Source organism: Sphingobium cupriresistens, from assembly GCF_004152865.1.
Classification (GTDB): Bacteria; Pseudomonadota; Alphaproteobacteria; order Sphingomonadales; family Sphingomonadaceae; genus Sphingobium; species Sphingobium cupriresistens.
On the sequence record NZ_SEOO01000006.1, the window covers coordinates 140,286 to 157,536 of the forward strand.

15 protein-coding genes are annotated in these 17,251 nt (G+C 65.1%); 6 read left to right on the plus strand and 9 right to left on the minus strand.

The features are described 5' to 3' along the window. Positions 1-11 precede the first annotated feature (11 nt). The 3 genes from EWH12_RS05715 to EWH12_RS05725 all read left to right on the plus strand — a co-directional run bounded on the left by EWH12_RS05715 (position 12) and on the right by EWH12_RS05725 (position 2,763). Positions 12-905 carry a LysR family transcriptional regulator gene (locus tag EWH12_RS05715; protein ID WP_066603363.1) on the plus strand — a complete coding sequence of 298 codons (894 nt, stop codon included), beginning with the start codon at positions 12-14 and terminating at the stop codon, positions 903-905. Positions 906-1,209: 304 nt separating this feature from the next. Continuing rightward, positions 1,210-1,917 (plus strand): response regulator transcription factor CtrA, encoded by a 708-nt coding sequence (gene ctrA, locus EWH12_RS05720; RefSeq protein WP_066603360.1) that lies wholly within the window; start codon positions 1,210-1,212, stop codon positions 1,915-1,917. 153 nt (positions 1,918-2,070) lie between these two features. Further along, positions 2,071-2,763, plus strand: a complete 693-nt coding sequence (locus EWH12_RS05725; RefSeq protein ID WP_129925977.1) for a pentapeptide repeat-containing protein — start codon at positions 2,071-2,073, stop codon at positions 2,761-2,763. Between the two features lie 116 nt (positions 2,764-2,879). Here EWH12_RS05725 and EWH12_RS05730 read toward each other — a convergent pair whose 3' ends face one another. Beyond that, positions 2,880-3,581: a hypothetical protein gene (locus tag EWH12_RS05730; RefSeq protein WP_129925978.1), complete on the minus strand. Its 702-nt coding sequence runs from the start codon at positions 3,579-3,581 to the stop codon at positions 2,880-2,882. A gap of 104 nt (positions 3,582-3,685) precedes the next feature. Then, positions 3,686-4,969 carry a S8 family serine peptidase gene (locus EWH12_RS05735; protein ID WP_129925979.1) on the minus strand — a complete coding sequence of 428 codons (1,284 nt, stop codon included), beginning with the start codon at positions 4,967-4,969 and terminating at the stop codon, positions 3,686-3,688. A gap of 88 nt (positions 4,970-5,057) precedes the next feature. On the opposite strand from EWH12_RS05735, the gene EWH12_RS05740 reads away from it, so the two are divergent. Together EWH12_RS05740 and EWH12_RS05745 are read left to right on the plus strand one after the other, a co-directional pair. After that, positions 5,058-5,546, plus strand: coding sequence for an RNA polymerase sigma factor (locus EWH12_RS05740; RefSeq protein ID WP_129925980.1), 489 nt, complete (start codon positions 5,058-5,060; stop codon positions 5,544-5,546). Further along, positions 5,543-6,235 carry an anti-sigma factor family protein gene (locus EWH12_RS05745; protein WP_129925981.1) on the plus strand — a complete coding sequence of 231 codons (693 nt, stop codon included), beginning with the start codon at positions 5,543-5,545 and terminating at the stop codon, positions 6,233-6,235. Before EWH12_RS05740 ends, EWH12_RS05745 begins: the two co-directional genes overlap by 4 nt. Positions 6,236-6,285: 50 nt before the next feature. Here EWH12_RS05745 and EWH12_RS05750 read toward each other — a convergent pair whose 3' ends face one another. From EWH12_RS05750 to EWH12_RS05780, 7 genes are all read right to left on the minus strand, one after another. Further along, positions 6,286-9,441, minus strand: coding sequence for an amidohydrolase family protein (locus EWH12_RS05750; RefSeq protein ID WP_129925982.1), 3,156 nt, complete (start codon positions 9,439-9,441; stop codon positions 6,286-6,288). A 1-nt stretch (position 9,442) separates the two neighbouring features. After that, positions 9,443-12,289, minus strand: coding sequence for a TonB-dependent receptor plug domain-containing protein (locus EWH12_RS05755; RefSeq protein WP_129925983.1), 2,847 nt, complete (start codon positions 12,287-12,289; stop codon positions 9,443-9,445). A 131-nt stretch (positions 12,290-12,420) separates the two neighbouring features. After that, positions 12,421-13,173, minus strand: coding sequence for a metallophosphoesterase family protein (locus EWH12_RS05760; protein ID WP_066603338.1), 753 nt, complete (start codon positions 13,171-13,173; stop codon positions 12,421-12,423). Between the two features lie 16 nt (positions 13,174-13,189). Then, positions 13,190-13,744 carry a dCTP deaminase gene (dcd, locus tag EWH12_RS05765; RefSeq protein WP_066603336.1) on the minus strand — a complete coding sequence of 185 codons (555 nt, stop codon included), beginning with the start codon at positions 13,742-13,744 and terminating at the stop codon, positions 13,190-13,192. 6 nt (positions 13,745-13,750) lie between these two features. Beyond that, the gene (locus tag EWH12_RS05770) at positions 13,751-14,209 is read right to left on the minus strand and encodes a cytidine deaminase (RefSeq protein WP_066605471.1); all 459 of its coding nucleotides are present in this window, start codon (positions 14,207-14,209) and stop codon (positions 13,751-13,753) included. Then, the gene (locus tag EWH12_RS05775; protein ID WP_066605468.1) at positions 14,209-14,877 is read right to left on the minus strand and encodes a GH25 family lysozyme; all 669 of its coding nucleotides are present in this window, start codon (positions 14,875-14,877) and stop codon (positions 14,209-14,211) included. Before EWH12_RS05775 ends, EWH12_RS05770 begins: the two co-directional genes overlap by 1 nt. A 28-nt stretch (positions 14,878-14,905) precedes the next feature. Then, positions 14,906-15,388, minus strand: coding sequence for a UPF0262 family protein (locus EWH12_RS05780; RefSeq protein WP_066603330.1), 483 nt, complete (start codon positions 15,386-15,388; stop codon positions 14,906-14,908). A gap of 114 nt (positions 15,389-15,502) precedes the next feature. On the opposite strand from EWH12_RS05780, the gene EWH12_RS05785 reads away from it, so the two are divergent. Beyond that, entirely contained in the window at positions 15,503-16,987 is a 1,485-nt protein-coding gene (locus tag EWH12_RS05785) for a replicative DNA helicase (RefSeq protein ID WP_066603322.1), read from the plus strand. Positions 16,988-17,251 lie beyond the last annotated feature (264 nt).

A 17,251-nucleotide genomic window follows, 5' to 3' on the forward strand; every position in this document is an offset into this window, starting at 1 on the left:
ATTGTTTCCTGATGCGACTACCTGACTTCGAGGCCTGGGCCATGTTCGCCGCGGTGGTTGAACATCGCAGCTTCACCGATGCGGCCAAGGCGCTGAGCGTGTCGAAGGCGACCGTGTCCAAGGCGGTGACGCGGCTGGAAGAGCATCTGGACACCAGCCTGTTCAACCGCACCAGCCGCCGTCTGGCGCTGACCGAAAGCGGCAAGCGGCTGGCCGACCACGCCCATCGCATCCTGGCGGAGGGGCAGGCGGCGGAGGAAGCGGCGCGCGATGAAACCGCGGAACTGTCCGGCGTGGTGCGACTGGGCGCGCCGATGACCTTCGGCCTGCTGCGCGTCGCGCCGCTGGTGGCGCAATTCACCAAGGAGCATCCCATGGTCGATGTCGACCTGCATCTGTCCGATGCGCAGATCGACATCGTCGACATGGGGCTGGACGCGACCATCCGCATCGCCGACATGCCCGACAGTTCGCTGCGCGCGCGGCGGCTGGCGGACGTGACGCTCTATACCATCGCGTCGCCCGCCTATCTGGACGAACGGGGGCGGCCGCAACATCCAGCCGACCTGGGGACCCATGACTGCCTCTGCTACTCCAACGTCGCGGCGCCTGATGTGTGGCGCTTTGCCGGGCCGGGGCAGCAAAATGTGGTGGTGCAAGTGCGCAGCCGCATCACCGTGAACAGTGGGGAGGCGATGCTGCCCGCGCTGCGCATGGGGGTGGGCATCGCCCGGCTACCCGACTTCATCATCGGCGACGCGCTGGCGAAGGGAGAGGTAGAGGAAATATTGGTCGATTGGCGGCCCGCACCCTTCGGCCTGCATCTCGTCACGCCGCCGTCGCGCCTGCGCCCCGCGCGGGTCGAAGCGTTGCTGGACTATCTGACGACGCATCACGGCTGTTAACCCGCAATATTAAGGTTAGCGAAAAATTTCCGTCCTCGGTTCAGGATGATGGACGTTTGGGCGCATGAGAGCGTCGTTTCGCAGGTGAATCCATATTGACTCCGGGCGGACCGTTTCGCCCTCAACTCTTTGTAAATAGATTCGTTTTGATGCGACTCGCGGATTCCTGCCGGTTAGCGAAAAATTAACCTTTGTCCTTCAGAAGTTTTTTGGTTAATGATTTGGAGCAGAAGCCGTTCTGGTGGGGTGAACGGGACTGCGATCCATCGGCGGGATTGGCCGAGGTGACAACAAGGGGCTTCACATGCGCGTGCTGCTGATTGAGGACGAACCGACCACCGCCAAGGCGATCGAGCTTATGCTCACGACCGAAGGCTTCAACGTCTACACGACCGATCTGGGCGAAGAAGGCCTCGATCTGGGCAAGCTCTATGATTACGACATCATCTGCCTGGACCTGAACCTGCCTGACATGCACGGCTATGACGTGCTGAAAAAGCTGCGGGCGGCCAAGGTGCAGACCCCGGTGCTGATCCTGTCGGGCATATCGGAGATGGACAGCAAGGTCCGCTCCTTCGGCTTTGGCGCCGACGATTATGTGACCAAGCCCTTCCATCGCGAAGAGCTGATCGCCCGCATCCACGCCGTCGTGCGCCGGTCCAAGGGGCATAGCCAGTCGGTCATCCGCACCGGCAAGCTGGCGGTGAATCTGGACGCCAAGACGGTGGAAGTGGACGGCAACCGCGTCCACCTGACCGGTAAGGAATATGCCATGCTGGAGCTGCTCTCGCTCCGCAAGGGCACGACGCTGACAAAGGAAATGTTCCTGAACCACCTTTATGGCGGCATGGACGAACCTGAACTCAAGATCATAGACGTCTTCATTTGCAAGTTGCGCAAGAAGCTTGCTCTGGCCTGTAGCGGCGACAATTATATCGAAACGGTCTGGGGTCGCGGCTATGTGTTGCGCGATCCTGACGAGATCGTGGAGGAGCAGGCCAAGGTCGCCTGATCCCAGACTGGTTAACGGGGGTGGAAAGGCCGGGGTCCGACAGGGTGCCGGCCTTTTCCGTTTCGGGTCGGCTTGACGGACGATGTTCTCTTTTTGATCGCCTTTTCCCTTTCGACCGTGGATCATCGGCAAGGTTGGCGTTAAGGCGGGAGCATGGATGACCTGTTTGCCGATCGATCCCTGAGTGAACAGACGCTGGGCAGGGGCGACATCGCGCCGCTGGCCAAAAAAGGCTTGCCGGCGCATCTGATCGATTGCGACCTGGACGAGGCCGACCTGTCGGGGCTGGACCTGTCGCGCTGGATATTCGAACGCTGTCAGGTCCGCCGCACCGATTTCACCGACGCGAAGCTGGATGGAACGCGGTGGCAGTCGTGCCGCGGCGGATTCGTGCAGCTCGCTGGCGCGGACCTGCGCGAGGCGGAGTTTTTTGCTTGCGACCTCAATAACGGCGTGCTGCGCCGCGCCAAGCTGTTTGGCGCCAAATTCGAACGGTGCAAACTGACCGGCGCGGACTTGTCCGACGCGAGCGCGCTGGACGTGCAATTTGCCGAAACGCTATTGGTCAACGCGCGGCTGCCGGGCTTTTCCTTTCGCAAGCAGGTGCTGACCGCAGTCGATTTCAGCCAGGCGGACCTCGCCAAATGCGATTTTCGCGGCACCTTGTTCGACGGATGCAGCCTGCGCGACGCGGCGCTGGACGGGTGCCGGTTCGATGGCGCGGACTTGCGCGAGGCGGATATCGGCGGATTGCGGCTGGTCAATGCCGGGCTGTTCCGCGGCGCGACGATTTCTCGCGAGCAGGCGGGGCAATTGCTGGGCGAATTGGGCTTGAACGTGCGCTGATCGGCGAAGTTGAACGGGCCAGCGGCCTCAAAGGCTGCCGGCCCGTTCGTCAGGCGGTGGGGCGTCGGGCGGCGGCGTGGAACTTGACCGCCGTCCGTATCACGCCCTGTGCGGGGTCAATCGTCCGCCTGATTGGGGGTAGGGGTGTTGCGACTTGTCGAGCCCTGGCCGCTGACCTCACCCGAAAGCTGGCCACTGGCATCAATCGACGCGGCATTGTCGAGCGCGCCCGTCCCCTGGCCCGCGGCGTTGCCGGCCGCCGATCCTGCGCCGCTCGCCACGCCCGATGCGCGGTCGCGGGTGGCGTTGAGCGCCGCGCCGGCTCGATCGCGGCCGTTGGCGACGGTCGTAGCGGCGCGGTCCCGTGCGGCGGTGGCGGTATCGGTCGCCCTATCCCGCACGCTGCCGGCCGTCTCCCCGGCCCGGTTCCGCACGGCGCCGACGGCGTTGCGTGCGTCGCTGGCGCCGAGCGTGTCGATCGCCAGGCCGCCGCTGGCCGATCCACCGGCAGAACCCGATGCGCTGCCGCTGCGGGTCTTGCCCTTGCGAGTCGCCGATCCGGTGGCCGAACCATCGGCGCGGCTGCGGCTTGATCCGCTGGCCTCGACGCGGCCATTATCGAGATCGACGCTACGGTCGAGGCTGCCTGCGCCGTCAAGCGTGCTGCCCAGCGATCCGCCAAGGCCGCCGCCTGCGCCGCCCAAAGCGCCGCCCAGCGATCCGCCCAGGCCACCGCCGCCGCCCAGAAGCTGGGCCGAGGCGGGCGTCGCGGTCAGGGCGGCGAGGCAGGCGGTCGCGATCAGGAACTTGGCTTTCATCACTCGTCTCCTTCATGTGCATATCGATGCGATGAAAGGAGAACGGAAGGGACGCCCGCTTTAATCCCGACGGCCCAGGAAAAATTTCAAGTCACTGAAAATTATTAATTATTTCTACAAGTACCGCAGATGACCGGCGTCTTGCCTTTAGTGGGCGGGGTCGCTTCGGCGCGCAGCGCGGCGATGTCGCCACGCATCAGCAACCGACCCGCGACCAGCGGCGCGGCGAAGCTGGTGCCGCGCACCGCCCCCTTGCCGCCCTGTGTCGTCGCCGCCTGCATGTCCGCGCCGGGCGCGGCGAAATCGACATGGAGCGCGCGGCCGGCTTCGGGCAAGGGCCGCCCACGCCCGTCGATCCCGGTCACAGCGACGACGCCGGGATAGGATGCGGGATAGGCGGGCGGGGCGGCCGGGCCGTCATTGCCGACCGCCGCGACCAGGATCACGCCCTTGTCCCGCGCCAGGCGGATCGCGCCATCGAGCAGCGGATTGGCCGGGCCGACCAGGCTGACGGTGACGACGCGCACCCCACGCGCCGCCATCCATCCCAGTGCGCGGACGATGGCGAAGGCGCCGCCCCCGGCCGGATCGTCGCCATAGACGTCCGCGACCAGCAGCGATGCGCCGGGCGCTCCGCCCCGCACCACCCCCTCGCCACTGATAAGCGAGGCGACAGCGGTGCCATGGGCGCTGGCGCGCGGCGCGCCCTGCGCGAAGCCGCGTTGTTCGATCGGCCCGCTAAGCGCGGGATGCTGCGCTACGCCGCCGTCGATCAGCCCAGCGAGCCGCCCATCGACCCGGCCGCCGCCCGCCAGCGCGGCGCTGGCGAGGAACCATGCGTTGCCGCTCGGAAAATAGAGATTATCCGCACTGGCCTGCGCCCGCGGGGCGATCCGGCGCGCGTCGCGCAGCGCCCTGGCCAGGCTGCGGCCTCTGGGCGGGGTCAGGCGGGCGACGGCCAGGTCGATGCCCTCCACGCTCTCGCCGTCCACGCCGTAGCCCGCCGCGCGTAAGGCATCGAGGGCGCCTTCGTCCGCGCCAGTGAGGAGGATGACCCCTCGCCGCGCCGGTTCGCGCCGGTCGTCCAGCTCGATCCGGTCGCCATGGCGACGCAGCAAATCGGTGACGCGCGTGGCGCGCGCCGCCGCCAGCCGGTCGGCGAGGCGGGCGGGCGACAAGCGGTCGAGGTCGGCCGCATCGACCGCGCCGCCAAGCTGGTCCATGATGTCAGGCACCGCTTGACCCACCGCGCCCAGCCCGCCGCCGCCGCCGGGCAGCAACTGCGCCTGGGTGGCGGATGGCGCGATCAGCATCATCCCCGCGATCATCCAGGGGTGCGTCAGTTTCATGTCCGTCTCACCGATCCTCTCGTCTGCAAAATCAACCATTGCGAAAAAATGTCCATCCGTCTTCTGTCTGCGGGATGAAACGGATGGGCTGGCGCGTTTCATCCTTAGAACAAGTGACGGAGTGCTGATGTCGTTCGAACGCGACCTGCTTGCGATCCTGCCCCGGCTGCGGCGTTTTGCCGCCAGCCTGTCGCGGGACCGCGCCGACGGCGACGACCTGTGCCAGGCTGCGCTGGAGCGTGGCTTGAAGGCGCGCGACCAGTGGCAGCCCGGCACCCGTCTGGACAGCTGGATGTATCGGATCATGCGCAACCTTTGGATCGACGAGGCGCGCGCGCGCCAGCGCGCCGCCAAGACCTTCGCCCCCGAAGAGGCGGGCGCGTATGTCGGCCATGCCGGCGACCGCGATGTGGAGGCGCATATGATGCTGTCCGACGTCGACCGCGCGATGCAGGCCTTGCCGCAGGAACAGCGCGAGGCGATCGCGCTCGTGCTGGTCGAGGGCCTGTCCTACAAGGAGGCCGCGGCGGTGCTGGGCGTGCCGATGGGCACATTGACGTCGCGGCTGGTGCGCGGGCGCGGCGCATTGTTGGAACTGATGGGAGAGGCGGCATGACGGACATAGGTGAAGCCATGCTGATCGCGCTGGTCGATGGCGAACTGGACGAAGTGAACCGGCGTCGCGTGGAGCGGGCGGTGGCCGCCGATCCGGCCCTGGCGGCGCGGCTGGCGCAGCATCGCTCGCTGCGCGCGCGGCTGGCGGGTCATTATGCGCCAGTGGCGCAGGAGCCGGTGCCCGACCGTTTGCGCGCGGTGCTGGAGGAAAGCGCGACGGTGGCGCCGCTGGTGCGACCAGCGCCCCGCTGGCGGGACTGGGCGATGGGTGGGGCGATCGCCGCCAGTCTGGTGCTGGGATTGGGTCTCGGCCGTATGTCGGGCACGGGACCGGGATCGATCGGAATGCGGGATGGCGTGATGGTGGCGCGGGGCGCGCTGGCGACCGCGCTCGATACGCAACTCGCATCCGCGCAGGGGGTGGATGGCGCGATCCGCATCGGCCTGACCTTCCAGCGTCAGGGCGGCGGCTGGTGCCGCAGCTTCGATGGCCCCATTGCGGGCGTAGCCTGCCGCGAGGAGGAAGGCTGGCAGGTGCAGCAGGCTTTGCCCGGCGCGGGTTCTCAGACTGCCTATCGACAAGCCTCCTCCGCCGACGCGCGGGTCATGGCGACGGTGGACGCGCTGATCGACGGCGCACCGGCGGATGCCGCTGGAGAGAAGGCGGCGCAGGCGAAGGGGTGGCGGTAGAATTATCAGGGCTCCCGCGCCACCTGCGCGAGAGCCCTTAGCTCTCCAATCTAGGCGTGCGCCACCGCATGGCCCGCGCAACACGCCGCACGGCTGCTTTCGACATATTCGGCGTCATGCCACCAATAATGTTGATGGGCGTCCGCCAGCATCGGCAGCATCTTGCTCGCCGCCGCCTGTGGCTTGGCGTCGACGAAGGGCGCCATCAGCGCTTCGGGCGTATGGACGACGCCGTTGGCGATCACCTGTTTCACATTGGCGACGGCCGCGACGTCTTTCAGCGGATCGCCGTCCACCAGGATCAGGTCGGCCAGCATCCCGCGCTCGATCCGGCCGACCGGCTCGCCCAGAAATTCGCCGCTCCAGCGGGTCGTCATCAACAGCGCCTCATAGGGGGAGATGCCGAACTTCACCATGCCGCGCAGGTTGAGGTGCAGGCTGATCGCGGTCAGGTCGATCGGCGCGTCCGTGCCGGAGAAGGGATGCCATCCCGCCGCCAGCGTCATCTTGATCTGCGCAACCTGCCGTTCCAGCGACGCGAGCATCGGCTTGCCGCCGTCGCCCGACATCGCCTTCACCCGCGCCAGCAGCTTGTCATATTCCCATTGCGGATAAAGCGTCGTGATCCGCGGATCACGGGTAAAGCCGTCGTCCAGCCCCAGCAGGGACGTAGCCGCGAACAGGGTCGGCGTGCGCCCCGCCTTGGCCGCCGCGAACAGGTCGTTGACGTCATGATAGCCGCCGCCCAGCGAGGTGATGGTGCGCGAATAGCCGTAGCGGTTGGTCGCGCCGGTATGCTCCATGCAATCCATGCCGCTGTGCAGGGCGGGGTAATGATAGTGGGACGACAGGTGCATCCCCATCTTGTGTGAGGCGTCGACCACTTCCTTCTGCGTGTCGTGGCGCAGGCGAACATAGGTTTTCACCATGTCATAATCGAGCGCCTGGGCGCGCTCCAGCTCGAGCGCCATCTGCCCCTTTTCGGTGACCGGCCGCATGAAATTGTAGAAGATGCGGCCGCCGTCGATGGCTTCGCCAGTGGCATAGTGACGCGCGGCGATTCGCTTGCCGCTCTGAATCGACTCGCGATCCTCGACCATATGATAGGCGGGGCAGCCGGGCGACCGGGTCGCCGTCACGCCCATCGCCAGCCACAGCCGCCCCATACGGTCGCCATAGCCATAGCCCGCCATCTGCCGATGGGTGTGCATGTCGATCAGGCCCGGCATCAGAGTAAGGTCGGGCGCGTCGATAATCTTCGCGTTGGCGTCGGACGCGCTGGCCCCGCGCGGCGTGACGGCGCTGATGACATTGCCGTCCAGTACGACGTCGACCTGCGTCTTGTACTCGGTCGAGAGGGTATCCCACACCTTGCCAGCCCGTATGACGGTGCGACCCGAAGGCTTGGCATTGGCCCAGCTAAGGCGGCAAGGCACGGTCTGCGCCGCGCCGCCGGTGGCGGCCACTATGCGCAGCTTGCCGTTGCTCAGATAAAGGAGCTTGCTGCCGTCGCCGCTCCAGCTTGGCGCGTCGGTGACTTCGGTGCTGATCTGCCTGGGCGCGGCGGTGAAGCTGCCGTCCGGCGCGACCGGCACGACCCACAAGGTGCTGGCGAACACGAAGGCCATGCTCTTGCCATCGGGCGACCAGATCGGGCCGTCATGCCCGCGCGTGCCGAGCGACTTGCCTTCGAATACAGGGCGATAGGTGCCCTTGCCGGTGGCGAGATCGACGGTCAGTATCTGGCTGGCGCCCTCGCGATAGCGGCCGGTGACGGGCTTGAAGGCGGCATAGGCGATGGTCTTGCCATCAGGCCCAAAGCTGGGGCGGCCCGGTTCCCAGAGCGCGTCGAACCGCTTGGTCACCGCGCCGCTCGCCACATCGACGGTATGGAGCGCGCCATCCTGGTCGAGAAAGGCGATCATCTTGCCATCCTGCGACCAACTGCCCCAGGCGACCGCCTTGTCGGGAATGTTGGTGAGTTGGCGTTCCTTGCCAGTGGCGACGTCATGCAACCACAGGTCGAGCGTGCCGCCGCGGTCGGAGGAATAGGCGATGGTCTTGCCATCGGGCGACCAGGCGGGATCGCATTTATGGAAGCCGTCGCCGACGATCCTCTTGGGTGCGCCGCCAACGGGCATCAGATAGAGGTCGTTGAGCGCGGCGAAGACGATGGTCCGGCCGTCGGCCGAGAGCATGGGCGCGGCGATGCCGACCACGGGCTTTGGCGCGGTGGAGGTGAAGTCGCGCGTTTTCTTGCGATAGTTAGGGGTGGTGACCGGGACTTGCGTCTCAAAGGGGATGACGCTCGCCTTGCCGCGCTTCAGGCTGCGCAGCTTGCCATCGGACCCGTAAAGGATCGCGCCGTCCCTGGTGAAGGCGGGGCGGAACGGATAAAGATCCTCGCCCGCGACGATATCCTTGCCGTCCATGACCAGCGTCATTGATCCGGGCTGGACGCGGGTATAGGCGATGCGACCGTCAGGCGCGAAAGCCGGGGCCATGATAGCCGACGGGTTGAATCGGTCCGCAGATGGCGTCACCGACGCCACGTCCGTCACCGCCCCGCTGGCGATATCGACCGCGACCAGCTTCGTGCCGCCCGCGACATAGGCGACGCGCTTACCGTCGGGCGACCAGGCGGGTTCGCTGTCGTTGGTCGTGCCCTTCGACAATGGCGTGACCTGGCCGCTCGCCACGTCGAGCAGGTAGATGGCGTAGCGACCGTCCGCCCGGTCGCTGGAAAAGGCGATGGTCTTGCCGTCGGGCGACCAGCGCGGCTCGCGATCATCCAGCAGCCCGTCCGTATGCTGGCGCATGTCGCCGCCGTCCGCCGCGACCGACCAGATGTGGAAATGGCCGGTGCGATAGGATTGGAAGGCGATGCGGCTGCCGTCGGGCGACCAGTCCGGCTGGGCCAGATCGTCGAAATCGCCGGAGAGCCGCTTCAACGGTCCCCCGCCGACCGGCAGGGACCACAATATCCCCAGCAGGTCGAAGGCGATGCGCTTGCCGTCGGGCGACAGCGCCAGTGCGACGTTGGTGCAGTCCTGCACCGTCACCAAGGTCTCCTTGCCGGCGGCGGGGGCGCCGGGGCTTTGCGCCGCCCCCGATTGCGCTAACGACCCCGCGCCGCCCGCCGCGAGCAAACCGATCCCGCCCGCCGCCATCGCCTCGCGCCGGTTCAATCCTGCTGTCTTCGTCATGTCAGAACTCCAGGTTCAACCGGCCATAATAGAAGCCGCCGCTGATGCCGTAGGGTGCGTAGGCATTGTAAAGGAAGCCGACGAACTGGTTTACCGGCTTCAACTTGTTCGGGTAGGTGTTGAGCAGGTTGTTCGCGCCGACCGAGAGCTTGACCCCCTTGGTCAATTTATAGCCGATTTCGAGATCGACGATGACTTTGGGCTTCAGCTCTTCATCGACATAATCGCGGAAGCACACGTCGCTCACGACATTGACCGCGCAGGCCGTGAAGTCGGCGGTGTGAAAGGCTGTGGCGTTTGCGCGCTGGACGATCTTGCCGAAGCGCGTGGCGCGCAGGTTCATGTTGAAATCATCCTTTTCCCAAAGGACGTTGGCGATGAACTTGTCGCGCGGCGTGCCTTCGGTAAGGTCACCCTGCTTCGTGCGGCCGATCAGCGCCAGGCCCGATGCTGCGATCGGCCCCGGCACCGGGTCGATATGGGTGAAGATGGTTTTGTTGAAATTGGCCGAAAGGCTGATCGTGGCCAGACCCATGTCGCCCAGACCCGCGCGATAGGTGCCGACGATGTCGAGACCGCGGGTCCGGGTGTCGGCGGCGTTGGAGAAGATCAGTCCGCCAGCGATCCCGTAAATGCCTGCTGCCTCCAGCGCGCTGATGACGGTCGGGCCGCTGAGCGTCTCGCTCAGCAGGATGCGGTCCTTGATCTTGATCTGATAGGCATCGACGGTGAGGTTGAGGTTCGGCGCAGGCGTGAGCACGATGCCGGCCGAGAAGTTGACGGACTTTTCGGCCTTGAGCGGCACGGCGCCCAGCGCCCTGGCCGCCGCGCCCTCGACCGGCAGCGCCTGAACCGGCAACAGGACGCTGACGCCATTCTGAATCACGCCGATGGTCGATGACGATGCATAATGTTGCTGTTGCAGCGTCGGTGCGCGGAAACCTGTGCTGGCGGTGCCGCGAATGGCGAAGCCGCGCATCGGTTCGATGCGGAGCGAAGCCTTGCCTGTATTGGTGGTGCCGAAATCCGTATAATCTTCGTGGCGGCCGGCGAGGCCGAACTCAAGGCCCTCGACGATCTTGCCTTCCACATTGGCATAGGCGCTCCAATTGCTGCGGCTCCAACTTCCCGCGCCTTCGGGAACGAAACCGGTCACGCCTTGCGCGCCGACGCCGGTGCGCTGCTGTCCCGCGAGCCAGGAGCCGGGCGGCGACACATAATTGCCGTTGATATAGGATTCAGGGTCGCCGGCCCCGATCATGAATTTGTTTTTCTTATATTCTGCGCCCACCGCCAGCGATAGCGGGCCGGCCAGGCCGACATCAAATTCTTTAGAGAGGTCCAGATTATTGGTCCATTCGTCGAACCGAATCTTGCCAAGATAGAAGGTCGTCGGGCTGGCCGTACCCATCGAAGGGTTGAGCGATGTGGTCTGCTTATATTTGACCTCGTCCTGCGAATAGGTGGAACTGATGTCGAAATGCACGCCGCCGCCTATTTCCCCGCGCAGGCCGAGGGCATATTGGAAATCCTCGTCATAGACATGGATGCGCGGAATATAGCCTTCGGGATAGATTTCGATGATGTTGTTGAGCGCGGCGGGCGTGCGGTAGGTCAGCCAGCCCGCGGCGTGGCGCTTGGAATATGTGCCGAAGCTATAGCCCTCCAGGCTGTCCCCCACCGGCAGCATGGCGTCATAGCTGACATTGCCGCCGATCACCTCCGGCTGGCCGGCCTTGCCGCGATAACGATCAAGATCGGGATTGGCGTTGCGCGGATCGCCGATGGGATAATAGGTGCCGCCGATCGCCGAGCCTTTGACCAGCGTTCCCGCCTGCAAGACGCCGTCCGCCGCAAGATGGATATAGCCGCCGTCCGGTCCGATCGAAAAGCCGTTGTCGATCTGCCACCGGCCCTGTTCGCCGCCATTGTCGGCTGTGCTGCCCAGGGTCAGCGCCGCGCCGCCGGCCGTGTCGTTCTTCAGGATGACGTTGACGACGCCGGCGATCGCGTCGGACCCATATTGCGCAGATGCGCCGTCGCGCAGCACCTCGATCCGCTGGATCGCGTTGCCGGGAATAAGGTCGAGATCGGGCGGAGACTGGCCGTTCTGGACCGATCCGTTGATGAACAGCGTGGCGGAATTATGCCGTCGCTTGCCGTTGACCAGCACCAGCAACTGGTCGCCGCCCAAGCCGCGCAGCGACAGGGTGCGCACCGCCCAACTGGCGCCCGCGCCATTGTTCGACACGTTGATGGATGGGACGAGCGTGCCGAGCAAGTCGCGCACAGACTGCTTGCCGCTCGATTCCAGATCCTTTTCGCCCAGCACGTCGATCGGGGCCAGGCTTTCGGCGACGGTGCGGTTGGTCGTGCGGGTGCCGGTGACGATGATCGGCGTCGCGTCCTCGGCCGGTTCGGGGGCGGGGGCCATGGCCATCGCCTGTGTGCCCGCGCCCGGCAGGCTGGCCTGGGCATATTGCAGCGCCAGCGGGCTGCGGCGCGCGGCGCTGCGATTTGCGGGGGCGGCGAGCGCGATCACGCCTTCGCCGGCGGGGCTGGAGGTGAGATCCGTGCCAGCGAGCAAGCGGGCGAGCGCATCCTGGGTGGACAGCCAGCCCTGGATGCGGCGGCTGCGGATCGCGGCGACCTCGTCATAGGGGAAGAGGATGCGCACCCCCGACTGCACCGACAATTCGCGCAGCGCGCTGCTGAGCGGCTGGACATGGATGTCGAATTTATGGCGCTGGGTCAGCGTGGCGTTCGGCGTGGCTGCGGCCAGAAGTTGCGTAGGCGAGACGAGGCAGATGGCGAGGGCGACCCCCGCCACGGCATGGCGAATATGCATTGTCTGTTCCCCTGAATGTAGCGGCATCCCCTGCCGTTCCACCCCCTTCCAACGAAGAATGTCGGCTGTCCCGCTATCGAATTTTCAAGAAATGTGACGCTTGTCCAGAATTGCCGCTGACAGGGCGCAAATCACGGCTTGGTCTGGAGCGTCCATCGGCTCGTTCCCTCCAGCCCCAACGCGGTCAAGCGGCCGGACAGGAATGCGCCAGTGTCGATCCCGATCCGGCTGGCCTGTTCGTCCACATCCTCGCTGATGCTGTGGCCATGAACGATCATGCTGGGATGGCGGCCGCGATGCGCCAGAAATTCCTGCCTGATCCAACGCAGATCGGCTGGACTTTGGTTCCCGATCGGCACGCCGGGACGGATGCCGGCATGGACGAACAGATAATCGCCCATCGCGATGCTGTCGGGCAGGGCGTCCAAAAAATCGACATGGGCGCGCGGGACATGGCTTTCCATCCAGTCCACAAGTTCGGCATCGGTCATGACGCGGAACAGGGCGGGGTCCAGGCCATAGCTGGCCAGCGTCGCCTCGCCCTCCATGCGGCGGAACAGGGGCAGGGCGCGCAGGTCGCCACGTGCGGCGAGCACGAAGGCTTCCTCATGATTGCCCTTGAGGCAGCGCACGTCGCCGCCCGACGCCGCCAGCGCCATCACCGTTTCCACCACCGCGCAGGATTGCGGTCCGCGATCGACCAGGTCGCCCAGCAGGATCAGGCTGATCGGCTTGCGCGCACGGTCCTTGTCGTCCTGCGCGATCATCGCCAGCAGCGCGTCGAGCAGGTCGGCGCAGCCATGCACGTCGCCGATCGCATAGACGCGCCGGTCGCCAATGTCGGGCGGCGGCGCGCCGCGCTTTACCCTGCGCCAGAAGTTCATGGCGAAGAGTGTCGCATTACAGGCGGGGCAATGTCACGCCCTGCTGCCCCATATATTTGCCCGCGCGGTCGGCATAACTGACCTCGCACGGTTCGTTGCCTTGGAGGAAGAGGAACTGACAGGCGCCCTCATTGGCGTAGATTTTCGCGGGCAGCGGCGTGGTGTTGGAAAATTCCAGCGTCACATGCCCTTCCCAGCCCGGCTCCAGCGGGGTCACGTTCACGATGATGCCGCACCGCGCATAAGTGGATTTGCCGAGGCAAATGACCAGCACGTCGCGCGGCACGCGGAAATATTCGACCGTGCGGGCCAGCGCAAAGCTGTTGGGCGGGATGATGCAGCAGTCGGTCTGGCGATCGACGAAATTCTTCGGATCGAAATCCTTGGGATCGACGATCGTGCTGTCGACATTGGTGAAGATCTTGAATTCGTCCGCCACCCGCGCGTCATAGCCGTAGGAGGACAGGCCGTAGCTGATGCAGCCTTCGCGCCGCTGGCTCTCCACGAACGGCTCGATCATGTTGGTTTTCAGCGCCTGTTCGCGAATCCATTTGTCGGAAAGAATGGCCATGTCGTGTCAGCTCTTTTTCTGAGGGCCGATGCCCAGGTCCGCCGGACCAAAGGCATGGGGAAGGAGTTGGGCGACCGTGAGGTCGATGACGCGGTCGCCGCTGGGCGTGGCGCAATAGATAGCGAGCGTGCGGCCAGCCAACTGTTCGGCCTCGTTCATGATCTGGCGGCACCGGCCACAGGGGGTGACGAGCACCTCTTGCGCACCATCCATCGCGCCGCCGACCACGGCGATTTCCGTTACGTCAGCGAAACGACCTTGGGCATTGACGGTGGCCAGCGCGACCGTTTCGGCGCACAGCGACAGGCCGTAGCTGGCATTTTCGAAATTGCAGCCGGTGACGATGCTGCCGTCGGTCAGCCGCACCGCCGCGCCCACGGCAAAGCGGCTATAGGGCGCATGGGCGTTGGCCATCGCATTCCGCGCGGCCTCGATCAACTGTCCAACTCGCTGTTCATCGTGCATCAGGGCGCCACCACATTCCATCGAACCGGACCGTCAACGCCGTCGATATGCCGCATGTCGCTGGCTGTCCACATCACCCAGGGTTTGGTCGCATAATCGGGCGGGAAGAAATTGCCGTCCAGCCACAAGGTCCGGTTGATGCCTGACCCGACGTCATAGGCCTTGTCGAAATCTTCGGTCACATTGAGCAGCACCGTCTTGCCGGCATGACCCTCGACCAGGTTGACCAGCGTATTAAGTTCGGACAGCAGCAGGTCGCGGTTCGGCCGCGCCGTGCAGGCGGGGGAGAAGGCGAGGCGGATGACAGGCGGCAGCGCGGCATTGTCGCGTGGCACGGTGGTCATATAGCGGGTCGCCTGATCCATCGCGAGGCGGCAGGGGGTGAACTCCAGCAGCGCGCCATAGCGCAGGCCCGCAGCCCGCGCCGCGCGCCAGTTGGCGGCGAAGGCCGGGTCGCGCCGGTCGGCGGCGTCGGCGGCGCGGATATAGGCGAAGTCCGCGCCCTGCGCCGCCAGCGTGCCCCAGTCGACCGGACCATTGTCGGCGCTGATGCTGACGCCTTGGACGGGATATTGGTCGCGGCTGGGCGCCCAGCCGCGCGCATAGAAAAACAGCCCCAGCGCCAGCGCCGCGACCACCGCCAGTCCCGCGCCAATGCGGACCAGCAGGCCCCCCAAAGTTACAACCCTGATCGTCCTACCCCTTGATATGCAGCACGCAGATGAGCGTGAACAGCCGGCGCGCGGTATCGAAATCGACCTCGATCTTGCCCTCCAGCCGTTCTTTCAGCACCTCCGCCGCATCATTGTGGATGCCGCGGCGGGCCATGTCCACCGTCTCGATCTGTTGCGGGGAAGCGTTGCTGATCGCCTGATAATAGCTGTCGCAAATGGCGAAATATTCGCGGATCGGGCGACGGAAGCGGCCCAGGCCCAGAATGATCGCCTCCAGCGGGGCATCATCCTCCCGGTTGATCTCGATCACCAGCCGACCATCCTCGACCCGCAGCACGACCTTGTAAGGACCGGCATAGCCGTCGGCATGGACCCGCTGCGGCGCGAAGTGATTATCCTCCAGCAGGTCGAAGATCGCGATGCGCCGTTCCTGCTCCACGTCGGCGTTGCGCCACAGGATCGTGCGCTGGTCCAGCTGGATGTCTATGATGCGCGGATCGGCCATGGTGAAGCGGATAGTCAGTGCGGCGGCGCGCGGCGAAAAGCAAGCGCGACTTATCCACAGATGGTTTCCGCCTTGGCCCTTGCGCCGTGCGCGCGCGCAGAGGAAAGAGAGGCCATGGTCGAACTGCTGAAAATCAACCCCGCCGAAAATCCCGGCACCGAATTGCCGCGCAATGTGGAGGCCGAAGCCGCGCTGCTGGGCGCGATCATGATCGACAACCGCATTGCCGAGGATGTCCAGCTCAAGATTAAGGCCGAACATTTTTTCGAGCCGCTGCACGGCCGTATCTACGACGCGATCATGCGCTTGCTGGACAAGGACATGATCGCCAATCCGGTCACGCTCAAGCCCATGCTGGATATGGATCCAGCCTTGAAGGAGCTGGGCGGGGCGGCCTATCTGGCGCAACTGACCGGCAATGGCGCGGCGCTGATCGGCGCGCGCGACTTCGCCACCCAGATCTATGACCTGGCGCTGCTGCGCGAACTGGTCAATGTCGGCCGCGAACTGGTTGAAAATGCGTTGGACACCAGCGAGGCCGTCAATCCGCGCGAGCAGATAGAGGCGGCCGAAGTCGCGCTCTACAAAGTGTCGGAGGGCGAGGGCGAGGGCGGTTCGGTCAAGAGCTTCCTCATGGCCTCCACCGCGGCGGTGCAGGTGGCGGAGCGTGCGCTCAACAGCGGCGGTCATGTGTCGGGGATCACGACCGGGATCAACAGCCTGAACGCCAAGATCGGCGGCCTGCACAATTCGGACTTGATGATCCTGGCCGGTCGGCCGGGCATGGGAAAGACGTCGCTGGCGACGAACATCGCCTATAATGCGGCGTCGCGCTGGCTGCGCGACAATGCCGATGGCATCCCGGCGGAAAAGAATATGGGCGCCAAGACCGCCTTCTTCAGTCTCGAAATGTCGGCCGACCAGTTGGCGACCCGCGTTCTGGCCGAACAGTCGGGCATCAGCGGCGAAGCGCTGCGCATGGGCAAGATCAGCCGGGCGGACTTCCAGAATCTGTCGCGCGCGGCGCGAGAGTTGCAGGAATTGCCGCTGTTCATCGACGATACGCCGGGCCTGACCATCGCCGCGCTGCGCACCCGCGCGCGCCGGTTGAAGCGCCGCCACGATATCGGCTTCATCGTCGTGGATTATCTTCAGCTATTGCAGGGCACTGGCCGCGGCAACGAAAATCGCGTTAACGAGATTTCTGAAATTTCTCGCGGGTTAAAGACGCTGGCGAAGGAATTGCATGTTCCGGTGCTGGCGCTGTCGCAGCTCAGCCGTGCGGTCGAGCAGCGCGAAGACAAGCGGCCGCAACTCTCCGACCTGCGCGAATCCGGCTCGATCGAGCAGGATGCGGACATGGTCTGGTTCGTGTTCCGTGAGGATTATTACGAAGCGGCCAAGGAACCCAAGCCCGACGATGAGGCGGCTTACGCCACGTGGAAGGAAAATATGGAGCGGATCTACGGCCTGGCCGAGGTGATCATCGCCAAGCAGCGTCACGGCTCCACCGGCCGCATCCGCATGAAGTTCGACGCGAAGATCACGCGATTCTCCGACATTGCGGACGATAGCTATCAGGATTTGAACTACGAATAACCTGGCCGATCAGCCCCCGTTCGTGTCGTCTGAAACGAACGGGGGCATGGGCGCCTAGCCCTTCGCCCGCGCAGCGACCCGTTTCTCCAGCATCGACAGCGGCATCGCGCCTTCCTCAAGGATGGCGTGGAACTGCTGTAACCGTCCGATTGTTACCGCGGCTTATGGGCCTTGAAGCGCGCGGCGAGCTCGGGATCGTTGATAAAGTCATCGAGGAATTGGTGCCAGGCCTTGGTCGTGAGACGTGCTTGGCTAAGCATGTCC

Excerpts from the sequence above, each read along its gene's own strand:
- EWH12_RS05725 (WP_129925977.1), top strand. The coding sequence starts at position 2,071 with ATGGATGACCTGTTTGCCGATCGATCCCTGAGTGAACAGACGCTGGGC.
- EWH12_RS05760 (WP_066603338.1), bottom strand. The coding sequence starts at position 13,173 with ATGAACTTCTGGCGCAGGGTAAAGCGCGGCGCGCCGCCGCCCGACATT.
- EWH12_RS05770 (WP_066605471.1), bottom strand. The coding sequence starts at position 14,209 with ATGCACGATGAACAGCGAGTTGGACAGTTGATCGAGGCCGCGCGGAAT.
- EWH12_RS05730 (WP_129925978.1), bottom strand. The coding sequence starts at position 3,581 with ATGAAAGCCAAGTTCCTGATCGCGACCGCCTGCCTCGCCGCCCTGACC.
- EWH12_RS05715 (WP_066603363.1), top strand. The coding sequence starts at position 12 with ATGCGACTACCTGACTTCGAGGCCTGGGCCATGTTCGCCGCGGTGGTT.
- EWH12_RS05755 (WP_129925983.1), bottom strand. The coding sequence starts at position 12,289 with ATGCATATTCGCCATGCCGTGGCGGGGGTCGCCCTCGCCATCTGCCTC.
- EWH12_RS05750 (WP_129925982.1), bottom strand. The coding sequence starts at position 9,441 with ATGACGAAGACAGCAGGATTGAACCGGCGCGAGGCGATGGCGGCGGGC.
- EWH12_RS05745 (WP_129925981.1), top strand. The coding sequence starts at position 5,543 with ATGACGGACATAGGTGAAGCCATGCTGATCGCGCTGGTCGATGGCGAA.
- dcd (WP_066603336.1), bottom strand. The coding sequence starts at position 13,744 with ATGGCCATTCTTTCCGACAAATGGATTCGCGAACAGGCGCTGAAAACC.
- EWH12_RS05785 (WP_066603322.1), top strand. The coding sequence starts at position 15,503 with ATGGTCGAACTGCTGAAAATCAACCCCGCCGAAAATCCCGGCACCGAA.
- EWH12_RS05780 (WP_066603330.1), bottom strand. The coding sequence starts at position 15,388 with ATGGCCGATCCGCGCATCATAGACATCCAGCTGGACCAGCGCACGATC.
- EWH12_RS05740 (WP_129925980.1), top strand. The coding sequence starts at position 5,058 with ATGTCGTTCGAACGCGACCTGCTTGCGATCCTGCCCCGGCTGCGGCGT.
- ctrA (WP_066603360.1), top strand. The coding sequence starts at position 1,210 with ATGCGCGTGCTGCTGATTGAGGACGAACCGACCACCGCCAAGGCGATC.
- EWH12_RS05735 (WP_129925979.1), bottom strand. The coding sequence starts at position 4,969 with ATGGTTGATTTTGCAGACGAGAGGATCGGTGAGACGGACATGAAACTG.